Raw genomic sequence first — 19,648 nt, 5'->3', positions numbered from 1 at the left:
TTTAGTCGACAGCCCTGTGAACCCAGACCTCCATCCAATCCCCATAAATCCTGCAGCTCTTGCCCATGGACGGACTCTTGACGGTCGGACGATCCCGTGATCACACCCCATCCGGAACATCCGCCCACCCTTGACAATCAGACAAGTCTGTTTGTTACGTTGGCGATGGCCACGTTGCCCCGGCACCCAAGCGTCACCCGAGCGTCGAGGAGTCCGATGAGCAGCACGACCGCCCCCACCGCGCCCACCGCCACGACAGCGCCGACGTCATCGGCCTCACCGAACTCACACACTTCACCCACCGGCGCGATCTCCCCTGTCACCGCGGCCGTCCCCCTGGTCGGCAGTGGATTCGGCGAAGCCCTGCACGAGGGCCTGGTCCGCGCGGCGGCCCGGATGTCGTCCCGCCCGGGCCACTCCCCCCTCATGTCGTCCGCCACCACCCTGGGGTCCTGGGAGACCGGCGCCGTCCTGGACCGCTTCACCGCCCGCCTCCCCTCCGCGCTCGCCCCCGCCGAGGCGGAAGTGCCCACCCTGCGCACCACGCTGACGGAGTTCGCCCGCACCGCCCTGGCCCGCGCCGCGGACACCACCCCCGCACCCACCCCCATCGCCCCGCCCGCCGCCTCCCCGCACCAGGTGGCCGCCGCGGTCGCCCTGCTCCTCGAGTGCGCCCTGCTGCACGTCCTGGAGAACGGCATCGCACACCACGAGAGCGCGCTGCCCCGCGCGGTCGCGGTCGTCCGGCGCCTCGGCGAGGTCGTCCGGGAAGCAGGGGAGGGCATGTGGTCCGGCGACGACGGCCGCGGCGAGCGCCGCCGGCTGGCCCGGCAGCTGCACGACGAATTGGGCGGCGCCCTGTCCCTCGCCCGACTCAGCCTCGACGCCGCCGCGACCTGCGCCCCCGTCAGGACCGGCTCACCCGCCTCTGGCTCTCCCGGCGCCGTCGCGGCCCACCTCGCCACCGCCCAAAGGGCCCTGGCCGTGGCGGCCAGGGAGAACCAGGCGCTCATCGACGGCGTGCGCCACCGCGCCGACCTGCCGCCCCTGCGCGAGGCCCTGGAGGCCTTCCTCGCGGGCCCTCGTCCCCGCGACGGCCGCCGTATCCAGGCCTGCGTCGAGGTCATCGGTGACGAGTGGACCCTCTCCGAGCGACACCGGGAGGAGACCTTCCTCGCCCTGCGCGAGGCCCTGCGCGACCGCCTGGCCCGCTCGGGCGCGCGCCGCGTGGACACTGTCGTGCGCATCACCAGGCGCTGGGTGTACGCGAAGGTGACCGACGACGGCCAAGGTCCCGCGGCGGGTTCCGCCGGCTCCGCCGATTCCGCGCGGGCCCTGCGCTCCCTCACCGACCGCGTCGAGGACCTCGGCGGCCGGACCGGCATCACCCCGGGCACCCCCACCGGCACCCTGCTGGAGATCCATCTGCCCCTGCACAGACACCCCTGAGCTCCGCCCGAGGAAAACTGAGAGACAGAACACACTCCGACCAGCACCCCGGCCAACCCCGCCCCCGAACCCGCACCGGAGACATGGAAAAGGGCCCATCGTCTTGACGATGAGCCCTTTTCGCTGGTGCGCGAGGGGGGAGTTGAACCCCCACGCCCTTGCGGGCACTGGAACCTGAATCCAGCGCGTCTGCCTATTCCGCCACCCGCGCATTGGGTGTGTCTTTGGTCTCCCACCGAGCGGTGTGAGCGCCTGTCGACATGCAGAAGATTAGCACGCTGTCCGGGGTGGAATCACATCCCTTTCCACGGCCACAGGCCCCGCCGGCACCGCACGTCTCAGGCCTAACCGGTTCACGTATCAACCTCGTACCGGTCCAGGCCATCTCTCCAGGAGCAGGGCAGGGTGCACAGTCAGGTGCGGGACACTGGTCTCGGAGCGCCTCTACGATCCTTGGCAGGAGTAGTGCCGGGATGTGTTCGAAGAGGAGCCCCGGAGGGAACTTCGGGAAGGGACTTCGGAAGGCGTCGACACCCGTCGACAGGGCCGACAGGGGGAACCAGCCGATTTCCCGACGCGTGGATACGATCAGTAAGCAGTACCAGCAGGACCAGGACGACTGCGGCAGGCCGTACGACACGGCGGGCCGTACGCAGCACGACATGGACAGCAGGCAGAACCAGGACGGCTACGAAGGAGGAGGTGCCCCATGGGAGTCCTGAAGAAGTTCGAGCAGCGTCTCGAAGGTCTGGTCAACGGCACCTTCGCCAAGGTGTTCAAGTCCGAGGTCCAGCCCGTGGAGATCGCCGGAGCACTGCAGCGCGAGTGCGACAACAACGCCACGATCTGGAACCGCGACCGGACCGTCGTACCCAACGACTTCATCGTGGAGCTGAGCACGCCGGACTTCGAGCGCCTCAGCCCCTACTCCGGCCAGCTCGGTGACGAACTCGCCGGGATGGTGCGCGACTACGCCAAGCAGCAGCGCTACACCTTCATGGGCCCCATCAAGGTCCACCTGGAGAAGGCGGACGACCTCGACACCGGTCTCTACCGGGTGCGCAGCCGTACACTCGCCTCCTCCACCGACCAGCAGGCCCCCGAGCGCGCCCCGGCGGGCCCGCCTCCCGGCCGGCCCGGTGGCTACGGCTATCCGGCTGCCGCGCCGAGCGCGGGTCCCACGGGCGCTCCTCCGATGCCGTCCGCGCCGCCGCCCGGCGTGCGCCCCGGCCCCACGCCGATGGGCTCCCGGCCCGGCGCGGCTCCGGGCCCGGCGGCCGGCGGCCGCATGCGGCACTGGATCGAGATCAATGGCGCCCGCCATCAGATCTCCCGCCCGACGCTGGTGCTGGGTCGCAGCACCGAAGCCGACGTGCGGATCGACGACCCCGGCGTATCGCGCCGGCACTGTGAGATCCGGACCGGAACGCCCTCGACGATCCAGGATCTCGGATCCACCAACGGCATCGTGGTGGACGGGCAGCACACCACCCGCGCTACGCTCCGCGACGGCTCGCGGATCGTCGTGGGCAGCACCACCATCATTTACCGGCAAGCCGAAGGGTGAAGCGGGGGCAATGTCAGAGCTGACCCTCACGGTCATGCGGCTGGGTTTCCTGGCCGTACTGTGGCTGTTCGTGATCGTGGCCGTGCAGGTCATCCGCAGCGACCTGTTCGGAACGCGCGTCACACAGCGCGGCTCGCGCAGGGACGCCTCCAGGCCGCAGCAGGCCGCGCGCCAGGCCACACCACCTCCGCAGCGCCAGCAAGCGGCGCCGCCGAGCGGCGGCGGTGGCCGACAGCGCCGCGGCGCACCCACCAAGCTGGTCGTCTCCGAAGGCACTCTCACGGGCACGACCGTCGCGCTGCAGGGGCAGACCATCACCCTGGGCCGCGCGCACGACAGCACCATCGTGCTGGACGACGACTACGCGTCCAGCCGCCATGCCAGGATCTACCCGGACCGGGACGGCCAGTGGATCGTCGAGGACCTCGGCTCCACCAATGGCACGTATCTCGACCGAAGCCGACTGACGACTCCCACGCCCGTTCCGCTGGGCGCGCCGATCCGCATCGGCAAGACCGTCATCGAGCTGCGGAAGTAGTACGACAATGAGCGAGCGGAGCGAGCACGCAGCAGCGGTCCACACGACGGACCCCGGCGCGCTCCCGACCGGAGGGTGGGCACCGTGCGGATGTACCCGGAGCCGACGGGCGAGGTGCGCATGAGTCTGTCACTGCGCTTCGCCGCCGGATCGCACAAAGGCATGATCCGCGAGGGCAACGAGGACTCCGGTTACGCCGGTCCCCGCCTGCTCGCGATCGCCGACGGTATGGGCGGCCAGGCCGCCGGTGAGGTCGCCTCCTCCGAGGTGATCTCCACCATCGTCGCGCTCGACGACGACGTCCCGGGCTCCGACATCCTCACCTCGCTGGGCACCGCCGTACAGCGTGCCAACGACCAGCTGCGGATGATGGTCGAGGAGGACCCCCAGCTGGAGGGCATGGGGACCACCCTCACCGCGCTCCTGTGGACCGGTCAGCGCCTCGGCCTCGTGCACGTCGGCGACTCGCGCGCGTACCTCCTGCGTGACGGCGTCCTCACGCAGATCACCCAGGACCACACGTGGGTGCAGCGCCTCGTCGACGAGGGCCGCATCACCGAGGAGGAAGCCACCACCCACCCGCAGCGCTCCCTCCTGATGCGCGCGCTGGGCAGCGGCGACCACGTCGAGCCGGACCTCTCCATCCGCGAAGTCCGCGCCGGCGACCGCTACTTGATCTGCTCCGACGGCCTGTCCGGCGTCGTCTCCCATCAGACGATGGAGGACACCCTCGCCAGCTACCAGGGCCCGCAGGAGACCGTCCAGAACCTCATCGAGCTCGCGCTGCGCGGCGGCGGCCCCGACAACATCACCGTCATCGTCGCCGACGTCCTCGACATCGACTCCGGCGACACCCTCGCCGTCCAGCTCTCCGACACCCCGGTCGTGGTCGGCGCGGTCGCCGAGAACCAGCACCAGCACCAGCTGCACGACAACGGCGCCATGCAGACCCCCGCGGGCCGCGCCTCCAGTCTCGGCCGTCCGGTGCCCGGACAGGGCGGTGGCGGCGAGTTCGGCCCGCCCGGCAGCGGCGACACCACCGGGTATGTCTCCACGGGCGGCTACGGCGACTACTCCGACGAGGACTTCGTCAAGCCGAGCGCGGGACGCAAGTGGCTGAAGAGATCCCTCTACAGCGCGCTGGCCCTCGCCGTCATCGGCGGCGGTCTGTACGGCGGCTACCGGTGGACGCAGACCCAGTACTACGTCGGCGCCCAGGACCAGCACGTCGCGCTGTACCGCGGGATCAGCCAGGACCTGGCCTGGGTCTCGCTCTCGAAGGTGGAGAAGGATCACCCCGAGATCGAACTCAAGTACCTGCCGCCGTACCAGCAGAAGCAGGTCAAGGCGACGATCACGGAGGGCGGCCTCCAGGACGCCCAGAAGAAGATCGGCGAGCTCGCCACACAGGCCTCCGCGTGCAAGAAGGACGCCGAGCGCCGCGCCGTCGACAGCCAGAACAGCACGAAGACCGGCACGGGCCAGGCAGGTGGAACCACGGGAACCACAACCACCACTCGGACGTCCAAGGCCACGTCCAGCCCGTCCGCGACGCCGAACCCATCCAGCTCGGCACCGTCTTCGAAACCGTCCACCTCCGCCGCAGCCACTCCCACACCCGGCCCCAGCCTCTCCGACGAGGAGCAGAAGCTGGTCTCGCTGTGCGGTAAGCAGTAAGAAGCCGTGAGGGGCCCTGTCACACCATGAGCAGTAGTACGAACACGCCGACGCACCACACATCGACCATCGGTTCGATCGGCACACCGAGCCGCCGCAACACCGAGTTGGCGCTGCTGGTGTTCGCCGTTCTCATCCCGGTCTTCGCGTACGCCAACGTGGGCCTGGCCATCGATGAGAAGGTGCCGGCCGGCCTGCTGAGCTACGGCCTCGGCCTCGGCCTGATCGCGGGCGTCGCCCATCTCGGCGTCCGCAAGTTCGCGCCGTACGCCGACCCGCTGCTGCTGCCGCTGGCGACGCTGCTCAACGGCCTCGGCCTGGTGATGATCTGGCGCCTCGACCAGTCGAAGCTGCTCCAGTCGCTGCCCAACTTCGTTCAGGCGGCACCCCGCCAGCTGATGTACACCGCGCTGGGCATCGGTCTGTTCGTCGCCGTGCTGATCTTCCTGAAGGACCACCGCGTCCTGCAGCGCTACACCTACATCTCCATGTTCGGCGCGCTGATCCTGCTCCTGCTGCCGCTGGTCCCCGGTCTCGGCGCCAACATCTACGGCGCCAAGATCTGGATCTCGATCCCCGGTCTGGGCACTCTCCAGCCCGGTGAGTTCGCGAAGATCATCCTCGCGGTCTTCTTCGCCGGCTACCTCATGGTGAAGCGCGACGCGCTGGCCCTCGCCAGCCGCCGTTTCATGGGCCTCTACCTGCCGCGCGGCCGCGACCTCGGCCCGATCCTGGTCGTCTGGTTCGTCTCCATCCTGATCCTGGTCTTCGAGACCGACCTCGGTACCTCGCTGCTGTTCTTCGGCATGTTCGTGATCATGCTGTACGTCGCCACGGAGCGGACCAGCTGGATCGTCTTCGGTCTGCTGATGTCGGCGGCCGGCGCGGTCGGCGTCGCCTCCTTCGAGCCGCACGTCCAGCAGCGCGTCCAGGCCTGGCTCGACCCCATGCACGAGTTCACGCTGAGCAGGCAGGGCGTCGGCGGCCACACCGAGCAGTCCATGCAGGCCCTCTGGGCCTTCGGCTCCGGCGGCACGCTCGGCACCGGATGGGGACAGGGCCACTCCGAACTCATCCGGTTCGCCGCCAACTCCGACTTCATCCTCGCCAGCTTCGGCGAGGAACTGGGCCTCGCGGGGATCATGGCGATCCTGGTCGTCTACGGCCTGATCGTGGAGCGCGGCATCCGTACGGCGCTCGCGGCCCGCGACCCGTTCGGCAAGCTCCTCGCCGTCGGCCTCTCCGGCGGCTTCGCGCTCCAGGTCTTCGTCGTCGCGGGTGGCGTCATGGGCCTGATCCCGCTCACCGGTATGACGATGCCGTTCGTGGCCTACGGAGGCTCCTCCGTCATCGCCAACTGGGCGCTGATGGGCATCCTCATCAGAATCAGCGACACCGCCCGCCGCCCGGCCCCCGCGCCCGCCCCCAGCCCCGACGCCGAGATGACCCAGGTGGTCCGCCCGTGAACAAGCCCCTGCGCCGGATCGCGATCTTCTGCGGGCTCCTCGTCCTCGCCCTGCTCATCCGCGACAACTACGTCCAGTACGTCCAGGCGGACAGCCTGCGGACCAACGCGAACAACCGCCGCGTCGCCATCGAGCGGTACGCCACTCCGCGCGGCGACATCATCGTCGACGGCAACCCGATCACCGGGGCCACCAAGTCGACGAAGAACGGCATCAACGACTTCGAGTACAAGCGCACCTACAAGGACGGCCCCATGTGGGCGCCGGTCACCGGGTACGCCTCGCAGGCCTTCGACGCCTCCCAGCTGGAGAAGCTGGACGACGGCATCCTCACCGGCAACGACGACCGGCTCTTCTTCCGCAACACCCTCGACATGATCACGGGCAAGAAGAAGCAGGGCGGCAACGTCGTCACCACCCTCAACGCCGCCGCGCAGAAGGCCGCCTACGAGGGCCTGCTGAGCCGGGGCAAGGGAGCCGTCGCCGCGATCAACCCGCAGACCGGCGCGATCCTGGCGCTGGCCTCGACCCCGTCCTACGACCCCTCGACCTTCGCCGGCACCTCCGGGAGCGACGAGAAGGCCTGGAACAAGCTCCAGAAGAAGAACAACCCCGACGAGCCGATGCTCAACCGGGCGCTGCGCGAGACCTACCCGCCGGGCTCCACCTTCAAGGTGGTCACCGCGGCGGCGGCGCTGGAGAACGGCCTGTACAAGTCCGCGGACGAGAACACGGACTCGCCGCTGCCGTACACCCTGCCGAACACCACCACCGAGCTGAAGAACGAGGGGAACATCCCCTGCAAGAACGCCACCATGCGCGTGGCGCTCAAGGTGTCCTGCAACACGGTCTTCGGCAAGATCGGCGCGGACCTCGGCACGGACAAGATGCTCGCGGAGGCCGAGAAGTTCGGCTTCAACTCCGAGCAGCTCACGCCGGTGCGCTCCAACGCCTCCGTCTTCCCCAAGTCGATGGACAAGCCGCACACCGCGCTCAGCTCCATCGGCCAGTTCGAGACCGCCGCGACCCCGCTGCAGATGGCCATGGTGGCCTCCGCCGTCGCCAACAACGGCACGCTCATGAAGCCGTACATGGTCGACAAGCTGCAGGCCCCGAACCTGGACGTCATCTCGCAGACCGACCCGCAGAAGATGAGCCAGCCGCTCTCCCAGTCGAACGCCCAGATCCTGCAGTCGATGATGGAGACGGTCGTCAAGGAGGGCACGGGTACCAAGGCGCAGATCTCCGGCGTCACCGTGGGCGGCAAGACCGGTACCGCCCAGCACGGCGTCGCGAACAGCGAGAAGCCGTACGCGTGGTTCATCTCGTATGCCAAGCTCCCCGACGGCAGCTCGCCGGTCGCCGTGGCCGTCGTGGTCGAGGACGGCGCCGCGAACCGTGGAGACATCACGGGTGGTGGTCTCGCCGCCCCCATCGCGAGGAGCGTGATGAAGGCAGTCATCGACAGCAAGAAGTGACCCCTGTCACGTCCCCTTCACATCGGTGCACGTTGCGATACCGGTCCTGTATCGGGTGACGGGCTTGGCCAGGTCACAGAAGCCGAGCCGGGTACGGTATGCCCGGACGGCACACCGCCGGACCACACATGCGTGCGGTCGGGACCGACGGAGAGGGCTGGTAGGTAGCTATGGAAGAGCCGCGTCGCCTCGGCGGCCGGTACGAGCTGGGCCAGGTGCTCGGCCGTGGTGGCATGGCGGAGGTACATCTCGCCCATGACACCCGGCTCGGCCGCACCGTGGCGGTGAAGACGCTGCGAGCCGACCTCGCACGCGATCCGTCGTTCCAGGCCCGGTTCCGCCGGGAGGCCCAGTCGGCCGCCTCGCTCAACCATCCCGCGATCGTCGCCGTGTACGACACGGGTGAGGACTACATCGAGGGCATCTCCATCCCGTACATCGTGATGGAGTACGTCGACGGGTCCACGCTGCGCGAGCTGCTGCACTCGGGCCGCAGACTGCTCCCCGAGCGGTCCATGGAGATGACCATCGGCATCCTCCAGGCCCTCGAGTACTCCCACCGCGCCGGAATCGTCCACCGCGACATCAAGCCGGCCAACGTCATGCTGACGCGCAACGGCCAGGTCAAGGTCATGGACTTCGGCATCGCCCGCGCCATGGGCGACTCCGGCATGACGATGACGCAGACCGCCGCGGTCATCGGCACCGCCCAGTACCTCTCCCCGGAGCAGGCAAAGGGCGAGCAGGTCGACGCGCGCTCGGACCTCTATTCGACCGGTTGCCTCCTCTACGAGCTGCTGACCGTGCGTCCGCCCTTCGTGGGCGACTCCCCGGTCGCGGTCGCGTACCAGCACGTACGCGAGGAGCCGCAGCCGCCGTCGGTCTTCGACCCCGAGATCACGCCCGAGATGGACGCGATCGTCCTGAAGGCACTGGTCAAGGACCCGGACTACCGCTATCAGTCCGCCGACGAGATGCGCCAGGACATCGAGGCCTGCCTCGACGGCCAGCCCGTCGCCGCCACGGCCGCCATGGGCTCCGTGGGCTACGGCGGCTACCCGGACGACCAGGCCACCACGGCGCTGCGCTCCACGGACGCCCAGGCCACGTCCATGCTGCCCCCGATGAACCCGGACGACGGCGGCTACGGCTACAACAGCTACGACGACCGTCCGGACCGCCGCCGCCAGCAGAAGAAATCGAACACCTCGACGATTTTGCTGATCGTGGCGGGTGTGCTGGTCCTGGTCGGCGCGATCCTGATCGGGAAGTGGATGTTCGGGGGCAGCGGGGTGAGCAACAACAGCGTCACCGTTCCCAACCTCGTCAGCCAGACGCAGAAGGATGCCACCCAGCTGGCCACCAACGCCGAGCTGAAGGTTTCGATCACCAAGAAACCCTGCGAGAACGAGAAGACGGGCAACGTCTGCGACCAGGACCCGAAGGCGGGCGTGAAGGCCACCAAGGGCGACACCATCAACCTGGTGGTGTCCACGGGAGCGCCGAAGGTCGTCGTGCCCGGCGTCACGGGCCAAAGCCTCGACGACGCCAAAGCGAAGCTCACGAGCAGCGCCTACAACTTCACGATCAAGACGCAGACCCAGGTGTCCACGGAAGACCCGAACACCGTGCTGGACCAGGACCCGAAGCTCGGCGCGGAGGTGCAGAAGGGATCGACGATCACCCTCACCATCGCCAAGGCCGCCGAGAAGGCCACGGTCCCGGACGTCACCGGCAAGTCGTGCGAGGAGGCCAAGGCCGCGATGACGGCCAACAACCTCGTCGGCAACTGCACCCAGATCGACGTGACCGACCCGAACCAGGCCGACAAGGTCGTCTCGACCGTTCCGGCGATCGGCAGCCCGGCCGACAAGAACTCCAACGTGACCATCCAGATCGGCAAGGCGCAGGCCCAGCCCTTCCAGATGCCGCAGGTGACCCAGATGACCCTTGGCCAGGCCAAGCAGGTCCTGGCGCAGAACAATCTCCAACTCGGCAACGTCGCAGGCTCGACGGACGACAACGCCATTGTGCTCGCCAGCGATCCGCAGCAGGGCTCGCAGGTGACGGCGGGCCAGAAGGTCAACCTCGTCGCGGCCAATTCCGGGCAGAACGGCGGCAACAACAACGGCGGCGGCAACGGCTTCGTCGGCGGTCTCACCGGAGGCTGACGCAGCGGTTGGAACAGCGGTCGAACGAACGGTGCCCCGCCCGGGAATCCTCCCGGGCGGGGCACCGTTCGTTCGCGTTCAGTCGAGTTCGGTCGAGTCGTTTGACCGGGCCGCCCTCAGCCCAGTTCCTTCGGCGGCGTGCGCGCGCTGTCCACCTTCTGCACGCGTTCCAGCTCACCCCACACGATGTAGCGGTACTCCGACGTGTAGACCGGTGTGCAGGTCGTCAGGGTGATGAAGTGGCCCGGCTTCGTCCTGCCCGACTGCTTCGGGACCGACTGGAGGACCTTGACGTTGTACTTCGAGGTCTCCGGGAGGATCGAGAAGACCTTGTAGACGTACCAGTCGTCCTTGGTCTCGAAGACGATCGGGTCGCCCTTCTTTATCTTGTCGATGTTGTGGAACTTGGCGCCGTGGCCGTCGCGGTGGGCGGCGAGCGTGAAGTTGCCCGTCTTGTCGGTCATCGGCAGTGTCGCCTTGACGGGGTCGATGTAGTAGCCGGCGACGCCGTCGTTGAGGACCTTCGTGGAGGTGCCCTTCTCGACCAGCACCTCGCCGTTCTTCATGGACGGAACGTGCAGGAAGCCGATGCCGTCCTTGGTGTCCAGCGCACCCGGGCCGCCCTTGTCCTGGGCCCAGTTGTCGCGGACCTTGTCACCCTGCTTGTCGGCCTTGCGGTCCGCGACGACGTTCGTCCACCACAGCGAGTAGACGACGAACAGGCCGAGCACCAGGCCCGCGGTGATGAGGAGTTCACCCAGGATGCTGACCGCCATCGCGATCCGGCTCGCTCCACGACGCTTCGGAGCGGCCGTTTCGGCGTCGGCCTCGGCCTCGGCGCGCTCGTCGTGGTCGGTCCTCGCTGCCACTGTGCATCTGCCCCGTCTGATCTGTCTCAGGTTGTCTCACGTGCTGGTGCCCGACGGGGCTCCTATCCGAGGAGCGCGTCCGGCTTGCCCTTGCTGCGCGGGCGTTCCTCGACCATCTTGCCCCACACGATCATGCGGTAGGTGCTGGTGAATTCCGGCGTGCAGGTGGTCAGTGTGATGTAGCGGCCCGGTGCCGTGAAACCGGACCCCTGGGGGATCGGGTCCAGCACCTTCGTGTTCGACGGGGACGTCACCGGCAGGATCGACGTCATCTTGTAGACGAAGTAGTCGTCCTGGGTCTCGACCACGATGGAGTCACCGGGCTTGAGCCGGTTGATGTAGCGGAACGGTTCGCCGTGCGTGTTGCGGTGCCCCGCGAGACCGAAGTTGCCGGTCTTGGCGTCCGGCATCGCCGTCTTCAGGGCTCCCTCGCCGTAGTGACCCACCATTCCGCGGTCGAGGACCTTCGTCTTGCTGGTGCCCTCGGCGATCGGAGCGACCACGTCCAGCTTCGGGATGTGCAGGATGGCGAAACCCTGTCCCGGCTCGAACGTCCCCGGACTCCGCTTGCCGCTCGCCCAGTCCTCCTGGAGGTGGTGCGCGGCACTGCCCGCCTGCTGGTGCGCCCGCACGTTCGACCACCACAACTGGTAGGTCACGAACAGCAGCATCAGGACGCCGGTGGTGATGAACACCTCGCCGATCATCCGGCTGACGAGGACGGCCGCACCGGGCTTCCGCGCGCGCGCCGCCCTCCGGGCCTGAACACGGCTCAGGGGCGCCTGAGCGGCCTTCTCCGCCGACTCCACCGACTCCTGGGCACCCAGGGGCTCCTGGGGCTCCTGAGCCCCTCCGTGGCGTCCGTGGCGTCGCGCCGCCTTGCGCCGCGCCGCACGGCCCCCGGGAGCGGGCATCCCCTCGTTCGTGGCCCGCCCCGCCAACTGCTCGGCCCTGCGCCGCGCCTCGGAGACCTCCGAGGCCCGCAGCGCCACGGTCTCGTCGTCCAGCTTCGGAGCCGCGCCGACCGGTTCGGCGTACAGGGGCATGGGTCTGGTGAGCGGTGCGCCGTAGGCGGGAGCAGGATCCTGGGCACCCCCCGGCGCCCCCTGCCAGTTCCGCGCGTAGCCCTCGGGGCCGTCCACCGCGTACTGGTGCTGTCCCTGCCCGGACCACTCCTGCCCGAGCCCGCCCCCCGACACGGCGGCGGGCGGTACGTCGGCCGGCAGCGGGGCGGCGCGCCGCCCGCCGGGCCGCGCGGCGGCCCTGGAGCCCGGCAGCGGATCGGTGAGCGGATCCGCGAGCTGCTCGACCGCGGCCTCGAACGCGCCGGGTCCCCCGTACGGCTGCTGCCGGTACGGGGACCCGTCGTCTCCGGTGCCGCCGTAGGCGGCACCGGACTCGCGCTCGGGGCGCAGGGCGGTCACGCCGTGGCCCTGCCCACCACCGGGGCGAGCCCCACCGACCTCGCCACGGCACCCTGGTCGCCGCACTCCACCAGCCAGTTGGCGAGCATCCGGTGACCGTGCTCGGTCAGCACCGACTCGGGATGGAACTGCACACCCTCGACCGGGAGTTCACGGTGACGCAGCCCCATGATGATCCCGTCGTGGGTACGGGCGGTGACCTCCAGCTCGGCCGGCACGGTCTCCGGCTCGGCGGCCAGCGAGTGGTAGCGGGTCGCGGTGAAGGGGGACGGCAGTCCGGCGAAGACACCTCTGCCCTCGTGCTCCACCAACGACGTCTTGCCGTGCAGCAGCTCGGGCGCCCGGTCCACGACACCGCCGTACGCCACCTGCATCGACTGCATGCCGAGGCAGACGCCGAAGACGGGGACACCCGTGTCCGCGCAGTGGCGGACCATGTCGACGCAGACGCCGGCCTGCTCGGGAGCGCCGGGGCCGGGTGACAGCAGTACGCCGTCGAATCCGTCCTGGGCGTGCGCGGTCGAGACCTCGTCGTTGCGCAGCACCTCGCACTCGGCGCCGAGCTGGTACAGGTACTGGACCAGGTTGAAGACGAAGCTGTCGTAATTGTCGACGACGAGAATCCGCGCGCTCACTGGTTGTTCACCGTCACATCGTTGAAGGGGAGCAGCGGTTCGGCCCACGGGAAGACGTACTGGAAGAGTACGTAGACCACCGCGAGGACGAGCACGAGTGAGATCAGCGCCTTCACCCATGCGTTCCCCGGCAAATGCCGCCAGATGAAGCCGTACATGCTGTCCCTTCCGTCGCATCACGGCACCAGAGCCACGCCCTACACCATCGGACCCACGCCGTACGGGACCAGACTAACGGCGTAGCGCCTGAGGTTTCCCGGCCTCCACGGGCTGCGTGGAATCCAGGTGGGCCCAGACGATCAGCCGGTGGCTGTGTCCCCACTCCGGATCGCACGTGGTCAGCGTGAGATAGCGGCCCGGAGCCGTGTACCCGGACTTACGTGGCACAGGATCGATCACCTCAACGTCCGTGGGCACTGTTTTGTAAGGGCCTTTGTCGATCCGATACGTGAACCAGGTCGTCCCGTCGGTCAGCACCACCGCGTCCCCCCTGCGCAGCTGGGGAAAGTCCTTGAACGGGTCGCCATACGTGCGCCGGTGCCCCGCGACGGCGAAGTTCCCCTCCTGCCCGAGCTGGGCCGTCCCCCGGTAATGCCCGAGCCCCTTCTGCAGGACGCTCGTGCCGGTGCCTTCGAGTACGGGCTTGTTCCACGTGAAACCAAGGCGGGGGATGTACATCACTGCGAAGGGCTTGCCGTAGGCGTAGGGGCCCGGGGCCTTCGGGCTCTCGGTCGTTCTCGCCGTCGGCGTCTTCGGGTCCCCGGTTGCCGGGGTGGTCGTAGGCGCCTTCGACTGCTGCGCGACCGATCCCTTCGACCACTGCTTCTGGAGCTGGTCGATCTGGTGGTTCATCTCGCTGTCGGCCTTCACGCCCGTCCAGAACAGGACGTAGACCACGAAGAGCACAATGAGCGTGCCGATGGTGATGCACAGTTCGCTCACTGTCCGGACGAGCACTCGCACCGACACGGGACCCCCAGCGGCAGCTGCTTCAGCCACTACTCCACAGGTTTTGCGTAGTGGAGATCCACTGTGCCCGAGTAGCCGGGAAGAGTCACCGTCCCGTTCTCCTCGACTTTCCAGCCGAGCCCGTAGACGTTGACGTACACCATGTAGTTCTGGATCGCCGGAGAGTCAGCGAGGGCCTTCTGGAGCTTCTGGGGGTCACCGATCGCGGTGATCTTGTACGGGGGCGAGTAGACCCGGCCCTGGAGGATCAGGGTGTTGCCGACACAGCGCACCGCGCTGGTGGAGATCAGCCGCTGGTCCATCACCTTGATGCCCTGGGCGCCACCCAGCCACAGGGCGTTCACCACGGCCTGCAGGTCCTGCTGGTGGATGACCAGGTAATCGGGCTGCGGCTCGGGGTAGCCGGGCAGCTTGGCCGTGGCGTTCGGCGGCGCGTCGTTGAGGGTCACCGTGACGGCCTTGCCCTTGAGCTTCTGGGTGCCGGTGTTCTTCTCCAGTGCGGCGAGCTTGGCGGTGTCGGCCTTGCTGCCGCCGTTCTCCCGCCCGGCGAGCGTGTCGACCTGGTCACGCAGGACGCCGTTGGACTCGTCCAGCGACGCGTTCTTGTGGCTGCGCTCCTGAATGAGGTCGGAGAGCTTCAGCAACGACGCGTCCGTGCGGATATTGGTGCCCTTGGCCGTGTTGAAGCTGGTGAAGAAAATCAGCCCGGCGAGCGCGAAGACGGCGACGGTGAGTACACGTACGGGCCGGAAACGACGCGTAACGGCAGGACTGGAACCCGTCCCGGGGGAGTCGGCAGAATTGCTCAACGTACCCTTATCTCCTTCGGCGCCGCGGAAGCACTACGCTAACGGACGCCCGGGGGAGCGCTCAGTGTCCCCTTGTACGCTGCCCCGGAGCCCGCCCCAGTTCCCTGCGCGGCCACGCAGCGCATCGACAGGAGAGACCCTCGTGCCGAAGTCACGTATCCGCAAGAAGGCCGACTACACGCCGCCCCCGGCGAAGCAGGCGACCAACATCAAGCTGACCAGTCGCGGCTGGGTCGCACCGGTCATGCTGGCCATGTTCCTCATCGGCCTCGCCTGGATCGTCATCTTCTACGTGACGGACGGCTCGCTGCCCATCGACGCCCTCGGCAACTGGAACATCGTGGTCGGCTTCGGCTTCATCGCGGCGGGATTCGGCGTCTCCACGCAGTGGAAGTAGCTCTGCCCAGGGTTATCCACTGAGTTATCCACAAGAGTTTTCCACAGGTGGAAAACTAAGACGATCTGTGGATAACTCATCCGGGGTTGACGCCGGTGTGACTGACCTACCGGGATCCGCAAACCTGTTCGCCCCCTGTCCGACCTGCGAAAACCCGGGTCAGCGACAGGGGGCACAGCTGTTCCCACACGGCGTGCACAAGATCCGCCACGATCTGTGGACAACATCGCTCTCGAAGGCTTCTCAAGTGAGCCGAGCGGTACCTCAGGTGAGCTGAGCCGTCCTGACCAGCGTCGCGACGACCACCGCGGCCAGGACCACGGCACACACCCCGTACTGGATCAGGGTCCGCCGCTCGCGCGGGGCATGGACCATGGCGTAGCCGACGACAACACCGCCGACGAGTCCACCGATGTGGGCCTGCCACGCGATGTTGCTCCACCCGAAGGTGAAGATCAGGTTGATCACCAGCAGGGCGATCACGGGGCGCATGTCGTAGTTGAGCCGGCGCATCAGGACGGCGGTCGCGCCGAAGAGGCCGAAGATCGCGCCGGAGGCGCCCAACGAGGGCTGGTTCGGCGCGGCCACGAGGTAGGTGAGCGCGCTGCCCGCGAGACCGGAGACGAAGTAGAGGGCGAGATAGCGGGCACGGCCGAGGGCCGCTTCCAGGGGGCCGCCGATCCACCACAGGCTGAGCATGTTGAACAGGATGTGGATATAGCTGCCGTGCAGGAACATCGCCGTCAGCATGCGGTACCACTGGCCCTCCGCGACGCCCTCGACCGAGCCGAGCAGCGGGACGTACGCGCGGCCGATGAGGTCGAAGCTGTCGGTGAAGCGGTCCACCGACAGCTGGACCAGGAAGACGGCGAGGTTGAGCCCGATCAGGATCTTGGTGACGAGCCGGGGGTCCGCGGTGACAGCGCCACCCGCGAGGGTGCGGGGCTGCGAGGCCGACGGCGCGTGGCCCGTACCGGAGCCGGCGCGGACGCACTCGGGGCACTGGAAGCCCACGGAGGCACTGATCATGCACTCGGGGCAGATGGGGCGCTCGCAGCGGGTACAGCGCACGCCGGTTTCACGATCCGGATGCCGGTAGCAGGTGGGCAGGGCCTGGGCGTCCTGATGTCCCTGGTCCTGCGGGCCCTGCGGGTTGCCTGGCGCCTGGTCCATGGGGTCCCCTCAATCCGGTCGTACGCAATGCACCGCCCCGCCCATCCTTACGGATGGGCGGGGCGTTTGGTTCCCTGCGGGAGCCCTCGGACCTTCGGGTCCTTGGGTCTCAGCCTTCGCGGAGCGGGTTTCAGCCCTTGCGGGTCTCGACGACGACCGACTCGATGACGACGTCGTTGACCGGGCGGTCGGTGCGCGGGTTGGTCTGGGTGCTCGCGATGGCGTCCACGACCTTCTGGCTGGCCGCGTTGGTGACCTCGCCGAAGATGGTGTGTTTGCGGGTCAGCCAGGCCGTCGGGGAGACGGTGATGAAGAACTGCGAGCCGTTGGTACCGGGGCCGGCGTTGGCCATGGCCAGCAGGTAGGGCTTGTCGAAGGCGAGCTCCGGGTGGAATTCGTCCTCGAACTGGTAACCGGGGCCGCCGGTGCCGTTGCCCAGCGGGTCACCGCCCTGGATCATGAATCCGCTGATCACCCGGTGGAAGACCGTGCCGTCGTAGAGCTTGTCGGTGGACTTCTCACCCGTCTCCGGGTTGGTCCACTCACGCTCGCCCGTGGCAAGCTCGACGAAGTTCCGGACCGTCTTGGGCGCGTGGTTCGGCAGAAGCCGGACTTCGATGTCGCCTTGGTTGGTCTTCAGGGTGGCGTAAAGCTGCTCAGCCACGATCTGCCTTCCGTTGCCTTCTTTTGACCCCCCGATCCTCGCACGGACCGGGCCTCGCGTCGTTCGGCCACCACCTCCGAGCGAATATCCGGGGTCGCCCTTGCGGAAATCCCGTCGAGTCCTTGCGTGCACAGGACGCGAAGCGACGATCCGTGGCATTGTCGGCGACAAGCTCCTGTTGCCCCGTATGCCCTATCTCGCATGCCTCGCAGCCCCTCGAGAGGCATGATCTCGAACAGGGCGGAAAGGTGAACCGTGCCCCCTTTGGGGTACTCGAACGCCCACGTACGCCACCGAGGAGGAGGAAGACCCGTGACCCGCATTGACAGCGTGCGCGCCGCGACCGGCTCGGCGAAGGACAGCGTGCTGCACGCCGCGGAAGTGGTGGCGCCTTACGCCGACACGGCCAAGGACCGGGCCTCGTACTACGCGAACGAGGCACTCGTACGGCTCGCGCCCAAGGTGTCGCTGGCCGCAGAGCAGGCCCGCGTCCAGTACGGCGCCCATCTCGCGCCACGCCTTGAACAGGCCCGTACGCATGTGCCGCCGAAGGTCGACCAGGCCGCCGTCCGTACCCGGCAGGCGGCCTTGCAGGCCGCCGAGTACACCAGGCCGAGGATCGAGCAGGCGGTGGCCGCGGCCCAGCCTGTACGTGAGGAGGCCGCGTCACGCAGTGTGGCGGCGATCGCCGCGCTGCGCGGACAGGTCTCGCCCCAGGAGATCCAGAAACTGGTCCGCAAGCACGAGCGGCGCGCGAAGGCCGGCCGCGCCGCCAAGGGGCTGCTCGTTCTGGGCATTCTCGCGGGCGGTGCCTTCGTCGCCTGGAAATGGTGGGACAAGCAGGCCAACCCCGACTGGCTGGTCGAGCCGCCCGCCGCGACGGAGGTGCCCGAGACGGGCCGTCTGTCCTCGGTCGACGGCACCGGCCTGTCCGACCTGGACCCCGAGGTCCAGGCCAAGCAGGCCGAGGAGGACCGCGACGACCGCCGCTGACCCCGAACCAGGTGAACAAGCCCTGAGCAAGGGCAACAACATCGCCGTGGGGCAGGAGACTTGAGAGTCTCCTGCCCCACGGCGATGTTTCACGTGGAACCGGCGGAACCGGCAGAACTGGCGGAACCGGCCGAGCGGAACCGAACGACGGACCCACGGGCGCGGCACGGATCAAGCCGATTCATGTCTTCCGCCACGGTGACGTTTGCAACGACCGATGCTCACAACATCCGCACAGATCCTCTTCACCCTGCGCATTGCCATGATTACGCATATCTGCTTACAGCAGCTCACACGAGGATCCGGCGGCGACACGGACCGCCCCCGCGCCACGTCGGCCACCGGTGGGGCGCCGTCGACACCCGCACACAGGCCGATCATTTGCGCAAACAACTGCAACGACTGCGAAGCCTGCTGCGTGACTCAGGTCACCGAAAAACAAGAACCGGCCAGCCGCCGCGAAGGGCGTCTGACCGGTCCGGGATGTGGAGCCTAGGGGAGTCGAACCCCTGACATCTGCCATGCAAAGACAGCGCTCTACCAACTGAGCTAAGGCCCCGGAAGACAGGCGTCCGCCCGGTGGAATCGGATACCGGAGGGCGCCGCAGACCAGAGTACCGGGTCACCCCCGGGATCTCGCAAAAAGATTGGGGGTCCCCGTGGGCGACCACTCTCCGTAAGATGCTCGACGTGGTTCGCGACAGCGAACCGCCGTATTTGGGGAAGCGATGGGGAGACGCAATGGACGCCGCACAGCAGGAAGCAACCGCAAGAGCCCAAGAGCTGCAGCGGAACTGGTACGGAGAGCCGTTGGGGGCGCTCTTCCGTAGGCTCATCGAGGATCTGGGCCTCAACCAGGCGCGTCTTGCCGGGGTGCTGGGACTTTCCGCGCCCATGCTGTCGCAGCTGATGAGCGGTCAGCGTGCCAAGATCGGCAATCCCGCGGTGGTCCAGCGCGTGCAGCTGTTGCAGGACCTGGCGGGGCAGGTCGCGGACGGCAGCGTCAGCGCCGCCGAGGCGACCGAGCGCATGGACGAGATCAAGAAGTCGCAAGGGGGCTCGGTGCTCAGCAACACCACGCAGTCGACGAGCAGTTCAGGTGCGCCCACGGTGAAGCGGGTGGTCCGCGAGATCCAGTCGCTGCTGCGCTCCGTGGCGGCTGCGGGGGACATCATCGACGCGGCCGACACTCTCGCCCCGACCCACCCGGAACTGGCAGAGTTCCTCCGGGTGTACGGCGCCGGCCGCACCTCCGACGCGGTCGCGCACTACCAGTCGCACCAGAGCTGAGCCGGCGACCAGGCCGCCGCACACCCGGCGCCGGGGGCTCAGGACGCCGTCCGGCTCCGCACCTCGGGCCGCCGGGCGT

The 19,648-nt window shown here is 68.2% G+C and carries 19 protein-coding genes and 2 tRNA genes; 11 read left to right on the top strand and 10 right to left on the bottom strand.

Features of this window, described 5'->3' with window-relative positions; translation table 11 throughout:
• Positions 1 to 216 precede the first annotated feature (216 nt).
• Positions 217 to 1,449: a sensor histidine kinase gene (locus AAFF41_RS24935; RefSeq protein ID WP_343324648.1), complete on the top strand. Its 1,233-nt coding sequence runs from the start codon at positions 217 to 219 to the stop codon at positions 1,447 to 1,449.
• A gap of 124 nt (positions 1,450 to 1,573) precedes the next feature.
• On the opposite strand, the gene AAFF41_RS24930 is transcribed toward AAFF41_RS24935, so the two are convergent.
• Positions 1,574 to 1,660: transfer RNA gene (locus tag AAFF41_RS24930), tRNA-Leu, on the bottom strand.
• Positions 1,661 to 2,027: 367 nt separating this feature from the next.
• On the opposite strand from AAFF41_RS24930, the gene AAFF41_RS24925 reads away from it, so the two are divergent.
• The 7 genes from AAFF41_RS24925 to pknB all read left to right on the top strand — a co-directional run bounded on the left by AAFF41_RS24925 (position 2,028) and on the right by pknB (position 10,346).
• Positions 2,028 to 2,171: a hypothetical protein gene (locus tag AAFF41_RS24925; RefSeq protein ID WP_319752407.1), complete on the top strand. Its 144-nt coding sequence runs from the start codon at positions 2,028 to 2,030 to the stop codon at positions 2,169 to 2,171.
• The gene (locus AAFF41_RS24920) at positions 2,159 to 3,016 is read left to right on the top strand and encodes an FHA domain-containing protein (RefSeq protein ID WP_054236404.1); all 858 of its coding nucleotides are present in this window, start codon (positions 2,159 to 2,161) and stop codon (positions 3,014 to 3,016) included. The genes AAFF41_RS24925 and AAFF41_RS24920 overlap by 13 nt, the downstream gene beginning before the upstream one ends.
• 10 nt (positions 3,017 to 3,026) lie before the next feature.
• On the top strand, positions 3,027 to 3,554 hold the full coding sequence (locus AAFF41_RS24915) for an FHA domain-containing protein FhaB/FipA (RefSeq protein WP_054236405.1): 528 nt from the start codon (positions 3,027 to 3,029) through the stop codon (positions 3,552 to 3,554).
• Positions 3,555 to 3,644: 90 nt separating this feature from the next.
• Complete coding sequence (locus tag AAFF41_RS24910; protein ID WP_343326347.1) at positions 3,645 to 5,231, top strand: Stp1/IreP family PP2C-type Ser/Thr phosphatase; 1,587 nt, start codon at positions 3,645 to 3,647, stop codon at positions 5,229 to 5,231.
• Positions 5,232 to 5,257: 26 nt separating this feature from the next.
• Entirely contained in the window at positions 5,258 to 6,697 is a 1,440-nt protein-coding gene (locus tag AAFF41_RS24905; protein WP_343324647.1) for an FtsW/RodA/SpoVE family cell cycle protein, read from the top strand.
• Entirely contained in the window at positions 6,694 to 8,175 is a 1,482-nt protein-coding gene (locus tag AAFF41_RS24900) for a peptidoglycan D,D-transpeptidase FtsI family protein (RefSeq protein WP_143602299.1), read from the top strand. The genes AAFF41_RS24905 and AAFF41_RS24900 overlap by 4 nt, the downstream gene beginning before the upstream one ends.
• A gap of 170 nt (positions 8,176 to 8,345) precedes the next feature.
• On the top strand, positions 8,346 to 10,346 hold the full coding sequence (gene pknB / locus AAFF41_RS24895) for a Stk1 family PASTA domain-containing Ser/Thr kinase (RefSeq protein ID WP_319752409.1): 2,001 nt from the start codon (positions 8,346 to 8,348) through the stop codon (positions 10,344 to 10,346).
• A 116-nt stretch (positions 10,347 to 10,462) separates the two neighbouring features.
• Here the strand turns inward: pknB and AAFF41_RS24890 are convergent, their stop codons facing one another.
• The 6 genes from AAFF41_RS24890 to AAFF41_RS24865 all read right to left on the bottom strand — a co-directional run bounded on the left by AAFF41_RS24890 (position 10,463) and on the right by AAFF41_RS24865 (position 15,052).
• A complete protein-coding gene (locus tag AAFF41_RS24890) occupies positions 10,463 to 11,215 on the bottom strand; it encodes a class E sortase (protein WP_319752410.1) in 753 nt (250 codons plus the stop codon).
• A gap of 62 nt (positions 11,216 to 11,277) precedes the next feature.
• Complete coding sequence (locus AAFF41_RS24885; RefSeq protein WP_343324646.1) at positions 11,278 to 12,639, bottom strand: class E sortase; 1,362 nt, start codon at positions 12,637 to 12,639, stop codon at positions 11,278 to 11,280.
• Complete coding sequence (locus AAFF41_RS24880) at positions 12,636 to 13,274, bottom strand: aminodeoxychorismate/anthranilate synthase component II (RefSeq protein WP_067376619.1); 639 nt, start codon at positions 13,272 to 13,274, stop codon at positions 12,636 to 12,638. The genes AAFF41_RS24885 and AAFF41_RS24880 overlap by 4 nt, the downstream gene beginning before the upstream one ends.
• Positions 13,271 to 13,432: a hypothetical protein gene (locus AAFF41_RS24875; RefSeq protein ID WP_165854063.1), complete on the bottom strand. Its 162-nt coding sequence runs from the start codon at positions 13,430 to 13,432 to the stop codon at positions 13,271 to 13,273. Before AAFF41_RS24875 ends, AAFF41_RS24880 begins: the two co-directional genes overlap by 4 nt.
• 73 nt (positions 13,433 to 13,505) lie before the next feature.
• Positions 13,506 to 14,237 (bottom strand): class E sortase, encoded by a 732-nt coding sequence (locus AAFF41_RS24870; RefSeq protein WP_319752455.1) that lies wholly within the window; start codon positions 14,235 to 14,237, stop codon positions 13,506 to 13,508.
• A 35-nt stretch (positions 14,238 to 14,272) separates the two neighbouring features.
• A complete protein-coding gene (locus AAFF41_RS24865; protein ID WP_319752412.1) occupies positions 14,273 to 15,052 on the bottom strand; it encodes a DUF881 domain-containing protein in 780 nt (259 codons plus the stop codon).
• A 142-nt stretch (positions 15,053 to 15,194) separates the two neighbouring features.
• Between AAFF41_RS24865 and crgA the strand changes: the two genes are divergently transcribed.
• Positions 15,195 to 15,449 carry a cell division protein CrgA gene (gene crgA, locus AAFF41_RS24860; RefSeq protein WP_054236413.1) on the top strand — a complete coding sequence of 85 codons (255 nt, stop codon included), beginning with the start codon at positions 15,195 to 15,197 and terminating at the stop codon, positions 15,447 to 15,449.
• Between the two features lie 264 nt (positions 15,450 to 15,713).
• On the opposite strand, the gene AAFF41_RS24855 is transcribed toward crgA, so the two are convergent.
• Complete coding sequence (locus AAFF41_RS24855) at positions 15,714 to 16,622, bottom strand: rhomboid family intramembrane serine protease (protein WP_343324645.1); 909 nt, start codon at positions 16,620 to 16,622, stop codon at positions 15,714 to 15,716.
• Between the two features lie 130 nt (positions 16,623 to 16,752).
• A complete protein-coding gene (locus AAFF41_RS24850; RefSeq protein WP_343324644.1) occupies positions 16,753 to 17,286 on the bottom strand; it encodes a peptidylprolyl isomerase in 534 nt (177 codons plus the stop codon).
• Between the two features lie 312 nt (positions 17,287 to 17,598).
• Here AAFF41_RS24850 and AAFF41_RS24845 point away from each other — a divergent pair, with 312 nt between their 5' ends.
• Entirely contained in the window at positions 17,599 to 18,279 is a 681-nt protein-coding gene (locus AAFF41_RS24845) for a DUF5324 family protein (RefSeq protein WP_319752415.1), read from the top strand.
• Between the two features lie 486 nt (positions 18,280 to 18,765).
• Here AAFF41_RS24845 and AAFF41_RS24840 read toward each other — a convergent pair.
• Positions 18,766 to 18,838: transfer RNA gene (locus AAFF41_RS24840), tRNA-Ala, on the bottom strand.
• 182 nt (positions 18,839 to 19,020) lie between these two features.
• Here AAFF41_RS24840 and AAFF41_RS24835 point away from each other — a divergent pair.
• A complete protein-coding gene (locus AAFF41_RS24835; RefSeq protein ID WP_067376635.1) occupies positions 19,021 to 19,569 on the top strand; it encodes a DNA-binding protein in 549 nt (182 codons plus the stop codon).
• Positions 19,570 to 19,648 lie beyond the last annotated feature (79 nt).

Origin of the sequence: Streptomyces mirabilis (assembly GCF_039503195.1) — a bacterium.
Lineage (GTDB): Bacteria > Actinomycetota > Actinomycetes > Streptomycetales > Streptomycetaceae > Streptomyces > Streptomyces mirabilis_D.
Note: the sequence above shows the minus strand (reverse complement) of the source record. Positions and strands in the feature narration are given on the sequence as shown.